The sequence below is a fragment of the Enterobacter sp. JS8-1 genome (assembly GCF_049187015.1).
Classification (GTDB): Bacteria; Pseudomonadota; Gammaproteobacteria; order Enterobacterales; family Enterobacteriaceae; genus Enterobacter; species Enterobacter mori.
Genome location: NZ_CP185805.1, coordinates 4,743,001 through 4,759,641, shown reverse-complemented (window position 1 = coordinate 4,759,641; position 16,641 = coordinate 4,743,001). Strand labels below are relative to the sequence as shown.

Below are 16,641 nucleotides of genomic sequence, written 5' to 3'. Positions count from 1 at the left end.
GCTAGGGTGAGGGGAAATGCGGCCTGATGCCCTCACCCCGGCCCTCTCCCACAGGGAGAGGGGGAAAGGATCAAAAGATCTTCGAGAACTTATCAATATTGCTGGCATCGTAGACGAACGGCTCGGCCATCGCTCCGTTGCCGTCGGCATCCAGCTTCACTTTGCCCAGCTTGCCCATGCTGGCCTCGCTCTTTGTGGCAGTGCCTTTCACCAGATCGTCTGCTAAATAGGTTGCCGCATAGCCCAGGTCAATCGGGTTCCAGATGGCAAAGCTTTTGCTCGCGCCGGATTTCACTGCGCCCGCCATTTCAGACGGCAGGCCTAACCCGGTGACGTACACTTTGCCGATCTTGCCCTGGTCTTTCACTGCCTGCGCCGCAGCGACAATGCCCACGGACGACGGTGAAACGATCACTTTCAAATCAGGGTAGGTTTTCAGAAGGCCGACCGCCTCGCGGTAGCTTTTATCAGAGAGATCGTCCCCGTAGGCCACGGTCACCAGATTGACGGACGGGTACTTCGGCAGCACCTTTTTCATCTCCGCAATCCAGGTGTTCTGGTTTGTTGATGTTGGCGTGGCGCTCAGCACCGCCACGTCGCCTTTTTCCACGTTCAGCGCCTTCAGCGCGTCAGCGGCGAGCTTGACGTTGGTTTCGCCAATCAGGGCGTTATTGGACGGATTCAGGTGGATCTGACGTCCGGCTTTTGCCACGCCGGAATCCCACGACACAACCTTGATGCCGCGCTGCATCGCTTTTTTCAGTACCGGGACTAAGGCGTCCGGATCGTTCGCGGAAATCGCGATCGCATCCACGCCCTGGGCGATCAGTCCGTTCAGCACCTCGATCTGCGCTTCTGCCGTGGTGGTGGTCGGGCCGGTATAAATCACTTTTACATCGCCTAACTCTTTGGCCGCCTCCTGCGCGCCGACGTTCGCTGCTTCGAAGAATCCATTCCCTAAGGACTTCGCCACCAGGGCGATTTTCACTTCTGCTAAAGCGGAACCGGACAACGCCAGAGCGGCAACGGTGAGGATCAAGCTTGTCTTTATTTTCATTGCTTTTACTCCACTGACTTGAGTTAGTTGTAGGGATTGCAGGTGGTTTTCGCCCCGTCTCGGTGAGCGGGGCGCGATGTTGTTATGGGTACAGATCTAACGCGGACTGCATCGGGGTGACGCCAAAGCGTTTGCCCAGGGCGATCAGCTCTTCCCGGGTGATGGTCTGCTTCATGCCGCCCATGGAATAGACCTTCACCAGCACCTCCGCGGATTTCTCGGCGGTGTCGATCAGGCCAAAGGTTTCATCAAGCGTCGGGCCGCTGCCGAAGACGCCGTGGAACGGCCACAGCACCAGAGCGTGTTTTTGCATATCCGTTGCGGTTGCCTGGCCAATTTCGTCGGTACCCGGCACCATCCACGGCAAAATGCCGACGCCGTCCGGGAACACTACCAGACACTCGGTGCTGCCTTCCCACAGTTTGCGGGTGAAGAAATCCGAGCTGTTTTCCAGCACGTAGGTCAGGGCGATCAGGTTGGTGGCGTGACAGTGCATGATCACGCGGTCTTTGCCGTTGGTGGCCTTAATGCGCTCGCAGTGGGAGAGGAAGTGCGCCGGCAGTTCAGAGGTTGGCACCGCTTCATCGGTCAGCCCCCACAGAATGTGGTAGCCCGCGCCGTCGCTGTCCACCTTCACCACGCCGAGGTTGGCCTGCGGGTCGAGCTGGACGTTACGGAAAAACTTCCCGGAGCCGGTGACGATAAACGGCGTGTTGGCGAGCAGCGGCATCGGCTGGCTCAGCGCGATATAGCGCGGCTTCTGGTGGAAATCGGCCGCGAAGGGTTCGATATCCGCGTCGTCCAGGCGCAGCGTCAGGTTGCCGCCGTTGCGCTCGTCCCAACCCTTCAGCCAGGCGTCAGAGGTGGCTTTGATCATGCCCTGGACGAACCAGGAAGTGGTGATGGTCTGCATAGTTTTCATTTCCAGTTATCGCGGTGAGGTTGAACCCCTCACCCTAACCCTCTCCCCAAAGGGGAGAGGGGATGGTTTGCTCCCTCTCCCCTTTGGGGAGAGGGCAGGGGTGAGGGGGCAGTTACCCGCGCTGACTCAACACGCCTTCCTCATACGCCCGCACGTTGTCCAGCCACTGGCTCCCCGCCGGGGCGTCGTTACGCTGGCAGTACATCTCCCACACCGCCTGCCACGGCAGGGATTTCTGCTCTTCCAGCAGCGCCAGACGCGCGGTGTAGTCACCGTTTGCTTCCAGCTTTTTCAGTTCGGCAGTCGGCTCCAGCAGGGCGCGCAGCAGGGCTTTTTTCATGTTGCGGGTGCCGATAACCCACGCCGCGATGCGGTTGATGGAGGCATCGAAGAAGTCGAGGCCGATGTGGACGCGGTCAAAGAGGTCGTGGCGGATGATTTCGCTCGCAATCGCCTGGGTTTCGTCATCCAGCAGCACCACGTGGTCGCTGTCCCAGCGCACCGGGCGGCTGACGTGCAGCAGCAGGCGCGGCACGTAGAGCATGGCAGCGGAGATTTTGTCGGAGATCACCTCGGTCGGATGGAAGTGACCGGCATCCAGGCACAGCGCGGTCTGGCGGCTCGTAGCGTACCCCATGTAGAACTCGTTCGAGCCGACGGTGTAACTCTCGGCGCCAATGCCGAACAGCTTGCTCTCCACGGCGTCGATGTGGTGCGCCGGGTCCAGCTTCTCGCTGATGGCCTCATCCAGCGCGGCCAGCAGGCGCTGGCGCGGAGCCAGACGGTCGACGGTGATGTCCTTCATGCCGTCCGGGATCCAAATGTTCATCACCGACGGTGTGCCCAGCTGCTCGCCAAAGTACGCAGACACGCGGCGGCTGGCCTTCACGTGGTCGATCCAGAACTGACGGATTTCATCGTCCGCGTGGGCGAGGGTAAAACCGTCCGCGCTCAGCGGATGCGAGAAGCAGGACGGGTTGAAATCCAGGCCCAGCTTATTGGCTTTTGCCCACTCCACCCAGTTCTTAAAGTGTTCTGGTTTGATTTCGTTGCGCGCCACCGGCTCGTCGGATTCGAGGTAAATCGCGTGCAGGTTCAGGCGCTTTGGCCCCGGGATCAGGCTCAGGGCCAGATCCAGGTCGGCGCGCAGTTCGGTCGCGTTACGTGCTTTGCCCGGATAATTACCCGTGGCCTGAATACCACCCGTCAGGGAACCGCCCGGGTTCTCGAAACCGGCGACGTCATCGCCCTGCCAGCAGTGCATAGAGACGGGCAGACGGTCGAGCTGGCGCAGGGCCTCTTCGACATCCACGCCGACGGCGGCGAAACGCTGTTTAGCCAGGTCCCAGGCTTGTTCTAATTGAGTGGTCATGCGCAAAGCTCCTTAGTCAGTCGTTTTTGCTGAAACTGCGCCCGGTAGCGGGCAATCTCATGGCAGGGATTGGGGGTGAAGGTGGTCAGGCTGGCGTTCGCCGCCACCACCGAACGGAAGTCGTCAACGTTGGAGAGTTCGTCCAGCGTCATCAGCTGAATGCCGATATTGCCGAGCGTGGAAGCCTCTACAGGGCCCGCCACCACGGTGATGCCGCAGGCATCCGCGCAAAGCTGGTTCAGCAGCTGGTTCTGGCAGCCGCCGCCCACGATGTGCAGCTGGCTGAACGGCTTACCGCGCAGATCGGCTAGCTCGCTGAGGATGTCGGCATACAGCAGGGCGAGGCTGTCAAAAATGCAGCGCGCTAGCTCTGCCGGGCTGGACGGCACCGGCTGCCCGGCGGCGAAACAGGCGGCCTGGATTTCGGCGCTCATGTGCGCCGGGTTGATAAAGCGGTTATCGTTCGGGTTGATCAGGAAGGTGCAGGCCTTCAGCTTTTCTGTCTCCGCGATAAGCGCAGGCAGGTCGGTAACGTTTTGCTCTTTCAGCACGCGCTGAAGCAGCCACAGGCCCATGATGTTTTTCAGCACGCGATAACGCCCTTCCGCACCACCTTCGTTAGTGATGTTCGCCGCCATCGCGGCATCGCTGGTGTACGGCGTTTTGCTCTCAAAGCCCATCAGCGACCAGGTGCCGGAAGAAAGGTACGCCGCGTCTTTGCTGGAAAGCGGCGAGGCAATGACCGCGCTGGCGGTATCATGGCTGGCGACGGCAACGACGGGGATTTCGTTCCCCTGCGGGCAAATCCACTGACCGATCACATTTCCGGGGTGCGTTGGCGTGCCGAACCAGGACGGCGACGCGCCCGTCCACGCCAGCAGGTTTTCATCCCAGTTATCGGTGTTGATGTTCACCAGTTGGGTGGTGGTGGCGTTGGTGTATTCCCAGTTCATATTGCCGGTCAGGCGGTAGCTCAGGTAATCCGGGATCAGCAGCGCGTGGGCCACGTTCGCGACCAGCTCCGGCTGCTGCTCGACGAGAGCGCGCAGCTGGTACAGCGTGTTAAACGGCAGAAACTGAATGCCGCTGCGCCCGTAGATGTTGTCCTTGCCAAGCTGGGCGATAGCGTGCGCCATCAGGCCGTCGGTGCGGCTGTCGCGGTAGGAGACGGGCAGGCCGACGCGCTCGCCGTTACCGTCCAGCAGCACGTAATCCACGCCCCAGGTATCAATACCGATGCTGTCGATACGAATGCCGTCGTTGCAGACGTTGTTCAGCCCGGTGCGGATCTCCGCCTCCAGGGCATCGATATCCCAGGTCTCAACACCGTCCTGCTTTTTCAGGCAGTTGGCGAAACGGTGCATTTCGCGAAGCGAAAGTGTGCGCTGGCTACAGTCCCAGGTGGCGAGCATTACGCGGCCGCTGGATGCGCCTAAATCGACAGCCACACAATGGCGAAAAGTCATGGTCGGATCCTTTCTTAATTCATTAGCGATGAGTGTAAGAAAGGGAAGAAAAAGGCACCTTCTCGCCACTGACAGGCCAAATCCGGCGCTGGCAAGAAAGCAAAGATGAACGTGAGGGAGTTCACAGTTTCCAGTAATTGCGGGGGTTTCAGGCAGTGTGACGCTTACCGCATTTCCCGATCTTTCCACCGGTTTCTTGAAAAACGGACAGCTTTTGCGAGGTTTGCTGCCGAAAATTTAAGGTGAGGGTGCAAGGCCTTAATTACTATTTTGAGAACATTTCTCATTGGTGGGGGCCGTTATGACCGTACTACACAGCGTGGATTTTTTCCCTGCAGGAGGGTCGCCCGTCGCGATTGAGCCACGGCTCCCTCAGGCCGCATTCCCGGAGCATCATCATGATTTCCATGAGATTGTGATTGTTGAGCACGGCACGGGCATTCACGTGTTTAACGGCCAGCCGTATACCATCAGCGGCGGCACCGTGTGCTTCGTGCGGGACCACGACAGGCACCTGTATGAACATACCGACAACCTGTGCCTGACCAACGTGCTCTATCGTTCCCCGGACGCGTTCCAGTTTCTCTCCGGGCTGAATCAGCTGCTGCCACAGGAGCAGGACGGACACTATCCGTCGCACTGGCGGGTGAATCAGTCCACCTTACAGCAGGTGCGACAGCTGGTGAGCCAGATGGAGCAGAGCGAGGACGGGCAGGAGACGCACGCCATTGCCACGCGCGAGCTGCTGTTCATGCAGCTGCTGGTGCTGCTGCGCCGCAGTAGTCTGGTGGAGGGGCTGGAAAACAACGACGCCCGGCTGAACCATCTGATGGCCTGGCTGGAAGACCATTTCGCCGAAGATGTCAGCTGGGAAACGCTGGCGGATGATTTTTCGCTATCGCTGCGCACCCTGCATCGCCAGCTGAAGCAGCACACCGGGCTGACGCCGCAACGCTACCTTAACCGCCTGCGGTTAATCAAAGCGCGTCATCTTTTACGCCATACTGACGAAAGCGTCACGGATATCGCCTATCGCTGCGGTTTCGGCGACAGTAACCACTTTTCGACGCTTTTTCGTCGGGAGTTTAGCTGGTCGCCGCGCGATATTCGTCAGGGAAAAGACGCATTGCTTCAGTAACGCGAGGGCAGTCACCGTTTTATTGCCGCAATAAAGCTAATAATGTCAGGTTTTTCGGCACAGAGGTCGTGGTGTGGCTGCTCAGTTAATCCTTCGCAAAGATGATTTTTTTGCCTCCGCGAGTCAGGCCGTCGCGGTGGCCGATCGCTACCCGCAAAACGTCTTTGCCGAGCATACCCACGAGTTCTGCGAGCTGGTGCTGGTGTGGCGCGGCAACGGCCTGCACGTCCTCAACGACCGACCCTACCGCATCACGCGCGGGGATCTGTTCTACATCCGCGCCGAAGATAAACACTCCTACGCCTCGGTTAACGACCTGGTGCTGCAGAACGTCATCTACTGCCCGGACAGGCTCAGGCTTAACGTCGACTGGGTGGCCAACATTCCCGGTTTTCTTGATGCCCGAGGAGAACCGCACTGGCGCTTAAGCAGCGGCGGCATGACCCAGGTTCGGCAGGTTATCTCTCAGCTGGAGCAGGAGAGCCAGAAGAGCGACCCGGTCGCCAACCAGATGGCGGAGCTGCTTTTCGCCCAGCTGGTGATGACGCTGAAACGTCACCGTTACGCCACCGATAATCCCTCCGCCACGACGCAGGAAGCGCTGCTGGATAAGCTCATCACCACGCTTGCGGGCAGCCTGAACAAAAGCTTCTTGCTGGAGAAATTCTGCGAGCAGGAGCAGTGCAGCGAGCGCGCGCTGCGCCAGCAGTTCCGCACCCAGACGGGGATGACGGTAAACCACTACCTGCGCCAGCTGCGCATCTGCCACGCCCAGTATCTGCTGCAGCATACGGAGCTGATGGTGAGTGAAGTGGCGATGCGCTGCGGCTTTGAGGACAGCAACTACTTTTCGGTGGTGTTTAACCGCGAGGTGGGGATGACGCCGGTTCAGTGGCGTCATCGCAGTCGAAAGGCGGCGTAGTCAGTTCGCCATGCCGAGGCCAACGATGTTGGCGGCAATGATAATCACCACGCAGCCCAGGCTCAGCACGCCCACCGGACGACGCCCGGCGTTGTTCCACTCCTTCAGCACCAGCCCAACCAGCCCGCCGCACAGCACGTAGAAGCTCATGTGCAGCATCCAGCTCATGTAGTCGTACTGCGCCGGAATACTGGCGTGGCCCCAGGCGTAGAAGAAGAACTGCAGGTACCACATCAGGCCGCCGAGAGCGGAGAGCAGCACGTTGGTGATGATGAGCGGTTTTGCCAGCGAGAAGTCGGCTTTTACCGACAGGTTCTTCACTTTTGCCAGACGAATACAGCAGAAACCGAGGTTCACCAGCGCGCCGCCGCCCATGATCACCACGTAGCTTGGCAGGGCAGCGTACAGCGGGTCAACGCCCAGCGCCGCGGCCGCTTCGTGCATCGGTTTGGCGGCGTTCATGGCGAACGACATGCCCGCCGAGAAGATGCCGCACATCACCGCCAGCAGCAGCCCTTTCTTCAGGTTGAAGTCTTCGGCCCTGATGCCCATCTTGCGCTCTTTCAACTGGCCCGCGCGGGTGACGATACCCACGCCGATCACCGCGACCAGCACGCCAAGCAGCGTCATTCGTCCGCCCTGCGTGTTGATTAGCACGTCAAAGTTGCCGTTGAGGATCGGCGTCATCAGGGTGCCGACGATAAGCGTAATGCCAATCGCGATGCCGATGCCCATCGACATGCCGAGATAGCGCATGGTGAGGCCGTAGTTGATGTTGCCGATGCCCCACATCGCGCCGAACAGAAATACCGGCAGCAGGGTAGAGGCGCTGAAGGAGGAGAAGTAGCCCCAGAAATCCGGGAGCAGCATGGCGCTAATGGTCCACGGCAAAATCAGCCATGACACGGTACCGCCAACGGACCACATGGTTTCCCATGACCAGCCTTTCACTTTTTTAAACGGGGCATAGAAACAGGCAGCACTGGCCGCGCCTATCAAATGCCAGAAGATACCCATCGTAATCGCATGATTCATTTTTACATCCTCATCGTTTTTATAGTCGGTGGCTTCCCGCCGACTTGATGAGTGTAAAAATTAGGCGGTTTGGGAACCTTCAGAAGGTTGCCGCACTTTTGTTCTGGATGGCAATCAGCACGTTAACCGCGTGAGCAGACTCACATTTCCGCCATTAATCGAAAAACGAATAACCTTATAAAAACTACGGCATTGATAATCATTTTCAATATCATTTAATTAACTATAATGAACCAACTGCTTACGCGGCATTAACAGCTGTGCCGCCCGACAATAATGGAGAGGATTATGAGTTATACACTGCCATCCCTGCCGTATGCCTACGACGCACTGGAACCGCATTTCGACAAGCAGACGATGGAAATCCATCACACTAAACACCACCAGACCTATGTGAACAACGCGAACGCCGCGCTGGAAAGCCTGCCAGAGTTCGCGAACCTGTCTGCTGAAGAGCTGATCACCAAGCTGGACCAGCTGCCAGCGGACAAGAAAACCGTTCTGCGTAACAATGCGGGCGGTCACGCTAACCACAGCCTGTTCTGGAAAGGCCTGAAAACCGGTACCACCCTGCAGGGCGACCTGAAAGCGGCTATCGAGCGTGACTTCGGTTCCGTAGACAACTTCAAAGCGGAATTCGAAAAAGCCGCTGCAACCCGTTTCGGCTCTGGCTGGGCGTGGCTGGTTCTGAAAGGCGACAAGCTGGCGGTTGTTTCTACCGCTAACCAGGACTCCCCGCTGATGGGTGAAGCAATTTCTGGCGCATCCGGCTTCCCAATCGTGGGCCTGGACGTGTGGGAACACGCTTACTACCTGAAATTCCAGAACCGTCGCCCGGACTACATCAAAGCCTTCTGGGACGTGGTGAACTGGGACGAAGCAGCAGCGCGTTTCGCCGCTAAAAAATAAGGTTGCATTGACGCCTGTGAGAAGCGAGTCTTATGACTCGCTTTTTTTGTATCTGCGTAATGGAGGCAGCAATGCATTACCCGGTGAATGTGTTTACAGGCAAGGTCAGGGAGTATGACGGCAGCCGCCCGAGCGCCATCGCTAAAATTCAGGTCGACGGCGAGCTGACGCTAACCGACCTCGGGTTGGCGGGTGACGAGCAGGCCGAAAAGAAAATCCACGGCGGGCCCGAGCGCGCGCTGTGCCACTATCCGCGCGAGCACTATCATCACTGGAAAGCCGAATTCCCCGAACAGGCGGAGCTGTTTGTCGCCCCCGCGTTTGGCGAGAACCTCTCGACCGAAGGGCTGACCGAGAAAAACGTCTTTATCGGTGATATTTACCGCTGGGGCGACGCCCTGATTCAGGTGACGCAGCCGCGCTCGCCGTGCTTCAAGCTCAACTACCATTTCGGCATCAGCGATATGTCCGAGCAGCTGCAAAATGCGGGTAAAACCGGCTGGCTCTACCGCGTGGTGCTGGCCGGGCAGGTTTCTGCGGATGCACCGCTGGAGCTGGCGTCGCGGCTGAGCGATGTCTCCGTGTATGAGGCCTGCGCTATTGCCTGGCATATGCCGTTTGACGACGAGCAGTATCATCGCCTGCTGTCGGCGGCGGGGTTATCGACCAGTTGGACCAGAACGATGCAGAAGCGGCGCGTAAGCGGCAAGATCGAGGATAATTCTCGGCGATTGTGGGGTAAATAACCCACGGAAGAATGTAGGCCGGGTAAGGCGAAGCCGCCACCCGGCACCACAGCTACGAACGCTTATACAACGGCAGCCACAGCGTTAACCGCAACCCGCCCAGCGGGCTGTCGTCGGCTTTCACCCAGCCTCGGTGCTGCTGCATGGCGGTTTCAACAATCGCCAGTCCCAGCCCCGTGCCGCCTGATTCGCGGTCGCGCGCTTCGTCGGTACGGTAGAACGGACGGAAAATCTGTTCGCGATCTTCCGGGCTGACGCCAGGGCCGTCATCGTCCACGATGATGGTGATCCCATCTTTATCCACCGAGAACGCCACCTCAATCTTCGTGTGCGAATAGCGCAGGGCGTTACGCACGATATTCTCCAGCGCGCTTTCCAGCGTGTTGGGGTTACCGTACAGCGGCCACGGGCCCGGCGGGAAGTTGACGGTGAAGGATTTACCCATCTGTTCCGCTTCAAACGCCGCGTTGTCCAGCACCTCGTGCCACAGGTGATTAGCTTTGACCGTTTCGCTCACCAGCGCGTTTTTCTGCTGATTGCGCGACATCACCAGCAGGTCGTTAATCATGCTGTCCAGACGGTGAGCTTCCGTCTCAATACGCTCCAGCTCTTTGCTCTCACCGCTACGGCGTCGCAGCAGGGCGGTGCCAAGCTGTAAGCGCGTGAGCGGGGTGCGCAGCTCGTGCGAGATATCCGACAGCAGACGCTGCTGGGCGGTCATCATGCGATCCAGCGCGCTCACCATCTGGTTAAAACTGGTTCCGGCGGCAAGGAACTCCTGCGGCCCTGCTTCCAGTTCAGGGTGTTGTCGCAGGTTACCCTGAGCCACTTCATCCGCCGCATTTTTCAGCTTACGCGCCGGTTTTGCCAGACTCCACGCCAGCCATAACAGCAGCGGCGAGCTGACCAGCATGGTGACAATCAGCAGTAGCAGAGGGCGGTCAAACAGCAGGTTGATGAAATCGGACTGGGAGTTGCTCGCAGGGCGAATCAGGTAAAGCTGATAGTTATCTTCCCCATCCCGTACCGAGAAAGGGCCAACCATCTCTACCCGACCATATTTCTTCTTCTGTGGGTGATCGGCGTTATCCGCCTGGCCAATGAAGTTACGGATAATCTGCATTTCATTGCGATCGGCCCCAATGACGCGGCCTTCGCTGGTGACCAGCAGCAGGCGTTGTCCGGGCGGCGCCCACTTGTCGATAGCGCGAAATAATCTGCGCCACCACATTAAATCGTTCGGCGGATCGTTTGCCAGCTCGGCTTCCACGTGCTGCTCGATCATCACGCCCTGACGTTGCTCGCTGTCGAGAAGCTCCGTCATCTGGCGTGAGTCGAGTTTTGGCAACATCAAAACGAGCATTAAAACCAGTGCCAGCGTCAGCCAGAAGATGGCGAAGATGCGGGCGGTTAAGCTGCCTATCATGAAGCGGAAACCATCAGATAACCGCGACCACGCAGGGTTTTAAACCATGGGTGACCATCTTTACGCTCCGGCAGCTTGCGGCGCAGGTTAGAGATGTGCATGTCGATGGCGCGGTCAAACGGGGTAAGGCGTTTGCCCAGCACTTCCTGACTTAAATGTTCACGCGATACCACCTGGCCGAGATGCTGCGCCAGCAGGTAAAGCAGGGTGAACTCGGTGCCGGTCAGTTCCAGCGTTTCACCGTCGAAGCTCGCTTCCTGACGGCCCGGGTTCAGGCTCAGGGAGTCCACTTCCAGCGTTGGTGAGCTGTTGTCGGTATTCTGCTGCTGCTCGCTCCAGTGGGAACGACGCAGGATCGCGCGAATACGGGCCACCAGTTCACGGTCGTTGAACGGCTTCGGTAAATAGTCATCCGCGCCCAGCTCAAGGCCGAGTACGCGGTCAAGTTCGCTGCCACGCGCGGTCAGCATGATTACGGGGGTCTGGTGTGTCTGGCGAAGCTCTTTCAACGTATCAATGCCGTTTTTCTTCGGCATCATCACGTCGAGCAAAAGTAAATCGATGCTGTCGTCAAGGAGACTCAGCGCCTGCTCGCCATCGTGGGCAACCAGGACGTTGAAACCTTCCATGTCGAGCAACTCCTTTAAAAGAGATGTGAGCTCTCGGTCATCATCAACTAACAGGATTTTATTCATTGTTTAAATACCTCCGAGGCAGAAATTACGACATCAAGGCTATCTAATCCATGACTTTACGTTGTTTTACACCCCCTGACGCATGTTTGCAGCCTGAATCGTAGACTGTCTCTCGTTGAATCGCGACACGAAAGATTTTGGGAGCAAGTGATGCGCAAAGTTACCGCTGCCGTCATGGCCTCAACGCTGGCGTTCAGTGCGTTTAGCCAGGCTGCTGTAGCTATCATCGGCGATAACAGTTCCTCGCAAGAGGGTACAACGCAGCACAGCGGCCAAAGCCATATGTTTGACGGCATAAGTTTAACCGAACATCAGCGTCAACAGATGCGAGATCTGATGCAGAGGGCAAGACACGACCAGCCCCCTGTTAATGTTAGCGAAATGGAGACAATGCATCGCCTTGTCACCGCAGAAAATTTTGACGAAAGCGCTGTACGCGCTCAGGCAGAAAAAATGGCACAGGAACAGGTTGCCCGCCAGGTAGAGATGGCGAAGGTCCGCAACCAGATGTTCCACCTGTTGTCGCCTGAGCAGCAAGCGGTTTTGAACGACAAACATCAGCAACGGATGGACCAGTTGCGTAAGGTTGCACGGATGCAGCGAAGCTCAGAAACGACGCTTTTCAGTAGCAATAGCAGTACCCGTAGTAACCAGTAAACCCTGTTTTCCTTGCCATAGACACCATCCCTGTCTTCCCCCACATGATGTGGGGGTTTTTTTTGCCCGTCATTCTCTTTTGTTAACCGTTTATTCATCCTTTGACTCCGCAACCATCCGTTATACTAGCGCCATGGCATGACAGGAGTGTTTATGAATCAATCCTATGGACGGCTGGTAAGCCGGGCCGCAATCGCCGCGACGATAATGGCGTCGTGTTTGCTGGTGATCAAAATTTTCGCGTGGTGGTACACCGGCTCGGTCAGTATTCTGGCGGCGCTGGTGGATTCTTTAGTGGATATTGCCGCCTCGCTGACCAACCTGCTGGTGGTGCGCTATTCGCTGCAACCGGCGGATGAAGAGCACACATTTGGACACGGAAAAGCAGAATCGCTCGCGGCGCTGGCGCAAAGCATGTTTATTTCTGGCTCCGCGCTGTTCCTGTTTTTGACCGGTATTCAGCATCTCATTTCACCCTCACCGATGAACGATCCCGGTGTCGGCGTGATCGTCACGGTCATTGCACTTATTAGCACACTTGTTCTGGTAACGTTCCAGCGCTGGGTCGTGCGTAAAACACAAAGCCAGGCTGTACGGGCGGATATGCTTCATTATCAGTCTGATGTTATGATGAATGGGGCTATTCTTATTGCGCTCGGTCTGGCCTGGTATGGCTGGCATCGGGCCGATGCATTGTTTGCGTTAGGGATAGGGGTCTATATCTTATATAGCGCCTTACGGATGGGATATGAAGCGGTGCAATCGCTTCTTGACCGTGCGCTGCCTGATGCAGAACGTGATGAAATTTTTGCCATCGTGACCCACTGGCCCGGCGTCAGTGGTGCCCACGATCTTCGTACGCGGCAGTCAGGGCCGACCCGCTTTATACAGATCCACATTGAAATGGAAGACAACCTGCCGTTGGTTCAGGCTCACGTTATAGCTGAGCAGGTCGAGCAGGCGATTTTGCAGCGTTTTCCTGGTTCGGACGTCATCATTCACCAGGATCCCTGCTCGGTTGTACCCGGACATGTTGAGCTTTCGTAATTCGTTGTAAAAAAGTGAGCCAGGCCAGCATTTTGTGTATAAATTACCGCCATTTGGTCTGACCTGAATCAATTCAGCTGGAAGCGATTGATATACTATTTGCAGTATTCGTTGGTCGAACAGTTTCTTCCGGCAACAGATTTCAATTTTGCATTCCTAAGTTCAGAGGTAGTCATGATTAAGAAAATCGGTGTGTTGACAAGCGGCGGTGATGCGCCGGGCATGAACGCGGCAATTCGTGGTGTTGTCCGTGCAGCACTGACGGAAGGTCTGGAAGTGTTTGGCGTTTATGACGGTTACCTGGGTCTGTACGAAGACCGCATGGTTCAACTGGACCGCTACAGCGTGTCTGACATGATCAACCGTGGCGGTACCTTCCTCGGTTCTGCGCGCTTCCCGGAATTCCGTGATGAACACGTTCGCGAAGTGGCTATCGAAAACATGAAGAAACGTGGCCTGGACGCACTGGTTGTTATCGGTGGTGACGGCTCTTATATGGGTGCAAAACGTCTGACCGAAATGGGCTTCCCGTGCATCGGTCTGCCTGGCACCATCGACAACGACATCAAAGGCACTGACTACACCATCGGTTACTTCACTGCGCTGGGTACCGTTGTTGAAGCGATTGACCGCCTGCGTGACACCTCTTCTTCTCACCAGCGTATCTCCATCGTTGAAGTGATGGGTCGTTACTGCGGCGATCTGACGCTGGCGGCCGCTATCGCCGGTGGCTGTGAGTTCGTGGTGGTGCCGGAAGTGGAATTCAGCCGTGAAGATCTGGTGAACGAAATCAAAGCCGGTATCGCGAAAGGTAAAAAACACGCCATTGTCGCCATCACCGAGCACATCTGCGACGTTGACGAGCTGGCGAATTACATCGAAACCGAAACCAAACGCGAAACCCGTGCGACCGTTCTGGGTCATATCCAGCGTGGCGGTTCCCCTGGCCCGTACGATCGTATTCTGGCCTCCCGTATGGGTGCGTATGCTATCGAACTGCTGCTGCAGGGGCATGGCGGTCGTTGCGTCGGTATTCAGAACGAACAGCTGGTACACCATGACATCATCGACGCGATTGAAAACATGAAGCGTCCGTTCAAAGGTGACTGGCTGGACTGCGCGAAAAAACTGTACTGATCGGCGTCTGTATTGTGCCGGGTGGCGCAAGGTAAATGCAAAACGGTAACCCCTGGGTTACCGTTTTTTTATGTTTACTCCCTCTCCCGTGGGAGAGGGCCGGGGTGAGGGCATCAGGCCACTCATCCACTCTTTTATTCCACTACGTTATAGCCAATCTTTTTTTATTCTTTAATCATCGATTCGCTTTCTGGCACGCTGCATTCATCAAAACACTACACAAGAGAGCTGGGCGATGAATAAATGGGGCGTGGGTTTAACATTATTGCTGGCATCGACCAGCGTTCTGGCAAAGGACATCCAGTTACTGAACGTGTCGTACGACCCGACGCGTGAGCTGTACGATCAATACAACAAAGCCTTCGCGGCGCACTACAAGCAGGAAACCGGCGATAACGTGGTGATTCGCCAGTCTCACGGCGGCTCGGGCAAACAGGCAACGTCTGTAATTAACGGCATTGAAGCTGACGTGGTGACCCTGGCGCTGGCCTACGACGTGGACGCAATCGCGGAACGTGGCCGTATTGATAAAAACTGGATCAAACGTCTGCCGGACAACTCCGCGCCATACACCTCGACCATCGTTTTCCTGGTGCGTAAAGGCAACCCGAAACAAATTAAGGACTGGAACGACCTGATTAAACCGGGCGTTTCCGTGATTACCCCTAACCCGAAAAGCTCCGGCGGCGCGCGCTGGAATTACCTGGCGGCCTGGGGCTACGCCCTGCACCACAACAACGGTGACCAGGCTAAAGCGCAGGAATTCGTGAAAGCGCTGTTTAAAAACGTTGAAGTGCTGGATTCCGGCGCGCGCGGCGCAACCAACACCTTCGTTGAGCGCGGCATCGGCGACGTGCTGATTGCGTGGGAAAACGAAGCCCTGCTGGCGACCAACGAGCTGGGTAAAGACAAGTTCGAGATCGTCACCCCAAGCGAATCTATCCTCGCCGAGCCGACCGTCTCCGTGGTCGACAAAGTCGTTGAGAAGAAAGACACCAAAGCGGTGGCGGAAGCCTACCTGAAGTATCTCTACTCTCCGGAAGGTCAGGAAATCGCGGCGAAGAACTTCTATCGCCCGCGTGACCCGGCTGTGGCGAAGAAATACGACAGCGAATTCCCGAAACTGAAGCTCTTCACCATTGACGATGTTTTCGGCGGCTGGACTAAAGCGCAGAAAGAGCATTTCTCTAACGGCGGCACCTTCGACCAGATCAGCAAACGCTAAGCGCGACACAACGAACGACACGGTGACCCGGTGTGAGAAATCCGCCGGGTTTTTTATTTGGTCATCATTTTGCGTTACTCTTTCGCCTCTATCGAAAACAGGGAACGCGTTGTGAAAAAAATTATCGTATTGATCCTGATTGTCATCGCCCTGGCCGCTGGCGGCGCGTACTGGATAAAGGCGGGTAATCCGAACGCGTTGCGGCATATCGTTCTCGACCAGTGCGTGCCGAATCAGATCCAACACCGTAACCCCGCGCCGTGCGCGCAGGTGAAAACGGATGCAGGCTATGTGGTGTTTAAAGACCGCAACGGCCCGCTGCAGTATCTGCTGATGCCCACGTACCGCATCAACGGCACCGAAAGTCCCCTTTTGACGGAGCCTCACACGCCGAACTTTTTCTGGCTGGCGTGGCAGTCCCGCAGCTTTATGACGCTGAAGCGCGGCTCAGAGGTGCCTGATAGCGCCATTTCGCTGACGATCAACTCCCCAACTGGCCGCACGCAAAACCATTTTCATATTCATATCTCCTGCCTGCGCCCGGACGTGCGCGAGAAGCTCAATGCCGCTCAGGGGCAAATTAGCACCCAGTGGTTACCGTTCCCGGGCGGGCTGGAAGGGCATGAATATCTTGCCCGTCGGGTGACGGAGAATGAGCTGGTACAGCGCAGCCCGTTTATGATGCTGGCAGAAGAGCTGCCGGAAGCGCGCGACCATATGGGGCGCTTCGCGCTGGCGATGGCGCAGCAGTCGGACGGTTCGTTTGTTTTGCTGGCGACCGAGCGTAATCTGCTGATGCTTAACCGCGCGTCGGCGGAGGAACTTCAGGATCATCAATGCGATATCCTGAAGTGACCCCACTATAAATGGCGTTTACTCGTCCTGCC

At 57.0% G+C, this 16,641-nt stretch carries 16 protein-coding genes; 9 read left to right on the top strand and 7 right to left on the bottom strand.

The annotated features are described in order from the left end of the window. Positions 1-70: 70 nt before the first annotated feature. The 4 genes from rhaS (ACOQH0_RS22680) to rhaB all read right to left on the bottom strand — a co-directional run bounded on the left by rhaS (ACOQH0_RS22680) (position 71) and on the right by rhaB (position 4,817). The gene (gene rhaS, locus ACOQH0_RS22680) at positions 71-1,057 is read right to left on the bottom strand and encodes a rhamnose ABC transporter substrate-binding protein (RefSeq protein ID WP_420985057.1); all 987 of its coding nucleotides are present in this window, start codon (positions 1,055-1,057) and stop codon (positions 71-73) included. Between the two features lie 82 nt (positions 1,058-1,139). Continuing rightward, on the bottom strand, positions 1,140-1,970 hold the full coding sequence (rhaD, locus tag ACOQH0_RS22675) for a rhamnulose-1-phosphate aldolase (protein WP_421512390.1): 831 nt from the start codon (positions 1,968-1,970) through the stop codon (positions 1,140-1,142). Between the two features lie 121 nt (positions 1,971-2,091). Further along, a complete protein-coding gene (gene rhaA / locus ACOQH0_RS22670) occupies positions 2,092-3,351 on the bottom strand; it encodes an L-rhamnose isomerase (RefSeq protein ID WP_421511244.1) in 1,260 nt (419 codons plus the stop codon). Next, positions 3,348-4,817 (bottom strand): rhamnulokinase, encoded by a 1,470-nt coding sequence (gene rhaB / locus ACOQH0_RS22665; RefSeq protein WP_421511243.1) that lies wholly within the window; start codon positions 4,815-4,817, stop codon positions 3,348-3,350. The genes rhaA and rhaB overlap by 4 nt, the downstream gene beginning before the upstream one ends. Before the next feature lie 301 nt (positions 4,818-5,118). Between rhaB and rhaS (ACOQH0_RS22660) the strand changes: the two genes are divergently transcribed. Together rhaS (ACOQH0_RS22660) and rhaR are read left to right on the top strand one after the other, a co-directional pair. Next, positions 5,119-5,955 (top strand): HTH-type transcriptional activator RhaS, encoded by an 837-nt coding sequence (gene rhaS / locus ACOQH0_RS22660; RefSeq protein ID WP_303569455.1) that lies wholly within the window; start codon positions 5,119-5,121, stop codon positions 5,953-5,955. A gap of 73 nt (positions 5,956-6,028) precedes the next feature. Continuing rightward, positions 6,029-6,877, top strand: coding sequence for an HTH-type transcriptional activator RhaR (gene rhaR, locus ACOQH0_RS22655; RefSeq protein ID WP_303569452.1), 849 nt, complete (start codon positions 6,029-6,031; stop codon positions 6,875-6,877). On the opposite strand, the gene rhaT is transcribed toward rhaR, so the two are convergent. Continuing rightward, on the bottom strand, positions 6,878-7,912 hold the full coding sequence (gene rhaT, locus ACOQH0_RS22650; RefSeq protein ID WP_108417949.1) for an L-rhamnose/proton symporter RhaT: 1,035 nt from the start codon (positions 7,910-7,912) through the stop codon (positions 6,878-6,880). It abuts the gene before it with no gap. Between the two features lie 288 nt (positions 7,913-8,200). On the opposite strand from rhaT, the gene sodA reads away from it, so the two are divergent. Together sodA and yiiM are read left to right on the top strand one after the other, a co-directional pair. Further along, positions 8,201-8,821, top strand: coding sequence for a superoxide dismutase [Mn] (gene sodA, locus ACOQH0_RS22645; RefSeq protein WP_010436906.1), 621 nt, complete (start codon positions 8,201-8,203; stop codon positions 8,819-8,821). Between the two features lie 71 nt (positions 8,822-8,892). After that, positions 8,893-9,567: a 6-hydroxyaminopurine reductase gene (gene yiiM / locus ACOQH0_RS22640; RefSeq protein ID WP_089599292.1), complete on the top strand. Its 675-nt coding sequence runs from the start codon at positions 8,893-8,895 to the stop codon at positions 9,565-9,567. A gap of 52 nt (positions 9,568-9,619) precedes the next feature. On the opposite strand, the gene cpxA is transcribed toward yiiM, so the two are convergent. Together cpxA and cpxR are read right to left on the bottom strand one after the other, a co-directional pair. After that, a complete protein-coding gene (cpxA, locus tag ACOQH0_RS22635) occupies positions 9,620-10,993 on the bottom strand; it encodes an envelope stress sensor histidine kinase CpxA (RefSeq protein ID WP_010436910.1) in 1,374 nt (457 codons plus the stop codon). Then, a complete protein-coding gene (cpxR, locus tag ACOQH0_RS22630; RefSeq protein ID WP_003862004.1) occupies positions 10,990-11,688 on the bottom strand; it encodes an envelope stress response regulator transcription factor CpxR in 699 nt (232 codons plus the stop codon). Before cpxR ends, cpxA begins: the two co-directional genes overlap by 4 nt. 150 nt (positions 11,689-11,838) lie before the next feature. Between cpxR and cpxP the strand changes: the two genes are divergently transcribed. From cpxP to ACOQH0_RS22605, 5 genes are all read left to right on the top strand, one after another. After that, on the top strand, positions 11,839-12,345 hold the full coding sequence (gene cpxP, locus ACOQH0_RS22625) for a cell-envelope stress modulator CpxP (protein ID WP_420985051.1): 507 nt from the start codon (positions 11,839-11,841) through the stop codon (positions 12,343-12,345). 153 nt (positions 12,346-12,498) lie between these two features. After that, on the top strand, positions 12,499-13,392 hold the full coding sequence (gene fieF / locus ACOQH0_RS22620) for a CDF family cation-efflux transporter FieF (RefSeq protein WP_010436917.1): 894 nt from the start codon (positions 12,499-12,501) through the stop codon (positions 13,390-13,392). Between the two features lie 174 nt (positions 13,393-13,566). Continuing rightward, positions 13,567-14,529 carry a 6-phosphofructokinase gene (gene pfkA / locus ACOQH0_RS22615; protein ID WP_421511242.1) on the top strand — a complete coding sequence of 321 codons (963 nt, stop codon included), beginning with the start codon at positions 13,567-13,569 and terminating at the stop codon, positions 14,527-14,529. Between the two features lie 235 nt (positions 14,530-14,764). Further along, a complete protein-coding gene (locus tag ACOQH0_RS22610) occupies positions 14,765-15,754 on the top strand; it encodes a sulfate ABC transporter substrate-binding protein (RefSeq protein ID WP_042718182.1) in 990 nt (329 codons plus the stop codon). A gap of 111 nt (positions 15,755-15,865) precedes the next feature. Further along, the gene (locus ACOQH0_RS22605; protein ID WP_421511241.1) at positions 15,866-16,609 is read left to right on the top strand and encodes a CDP-diacylglycerol diphosphatase; all 744 of its coding nucleotides are present in this window, start codon (positions 15,866-15,868) and stop codon (positions 16,607-16,609) included. Positions 16,610-16,641: the final 32 nt, after the last annotated feature.

Bases quoted from the DNA above. Each gene is read 5' to 3' on its own strand.
- cpxP (WP_420985051.1), top strand. From the start codon at position 11,839: ATGCGCAAAGTTACCGCTGCCGTCATGGCCTCAACGCTGGCGTTCAGT.
- cpxA (WP_010436910.1), bottom strand. From the start codon at position 10,993: ATGATAGGCAGCTTAACCGCCCGCATCTTCGCCATCTTCTGGCTGACG.
- rhaT (WP_108417949.1), bottom strand. From the start codon at position 7,912: ATGAATCATGCGATTACGATGGGTATCTTCTGGCATTTGATAGGCGCG.
- cpxR (WP_003862004.1), bottom strand. From the start codon at position 11,688: ATGAATAAAATCCTGTTAGTTGATGATGACCGAGAGCTCACATCTCTT.
- rhaS (WP_303569455.1), top strand. From the start codon at position 5,119: ATGACCGTACTACACAGCGTGGATTTTTTCCCTGCAGGAGGGTCGCCC.
- fieF (WP_010436917.1), top strand. From the start codon at position 12,499: ATGAATCAATCCTATGGACGGCTGGTAAGCCGGGCCGCAATCGCCGCG.
- rhaB (WP_421511243.1), bottom strand. From the start codon at position 4,817: ATGACTTTTCGCCATTGTGTGGCTGTCGATTTAGGCGCATCCAGCGGC.
- rhaD (WP_421512390.1), bottom strand. From the start codon at position 1,970: ATGCAGACCATCACCACTTCCTGGTTCGTCCAGGGCATGATCAAAGCC.
- sodA (WP_010436906.1), top strand. From the start codon at position 8,201: ATGAGTTATACACTGCCATCCCTGCCGTATGCCTACGACGCACTGGAA.
- ACOQH0_RS22610 (WP_042718182.1), top strand. From the start codon at position 14,765: ATGAATAAATGGGGCGTGGGTTTAACATTATTGCTGGCATCGACCAGC.
- rhaA (WP_421511244.1), bottom strand. From the start codon at position 3,351: ATGACCACTCAATTAGAACAAGCCTGGGACCTGGCTAAACAGCGTTTC.
- yiiM (WP_089599292.1), top strand. From the start codon at position 8,893: ATGCATTACCCGGTGAATGTGTTTACAGGCAAGGTCAGGGAGTATGAC.
- pfkA (WP_421511242.1), top strand. From the start codon at position 13,567: ATGATTAAGAAAATCGGTGTGTTGACAAGCGGCGGTGATGCGCCGGGC.
- rhaS (WP_420985057.1), bottom strand. From the start codon at position 1,057: ATGAAAATAAAGACAAGCTTGATCCTCACCGTTGCCGCTCTGGCGTTG.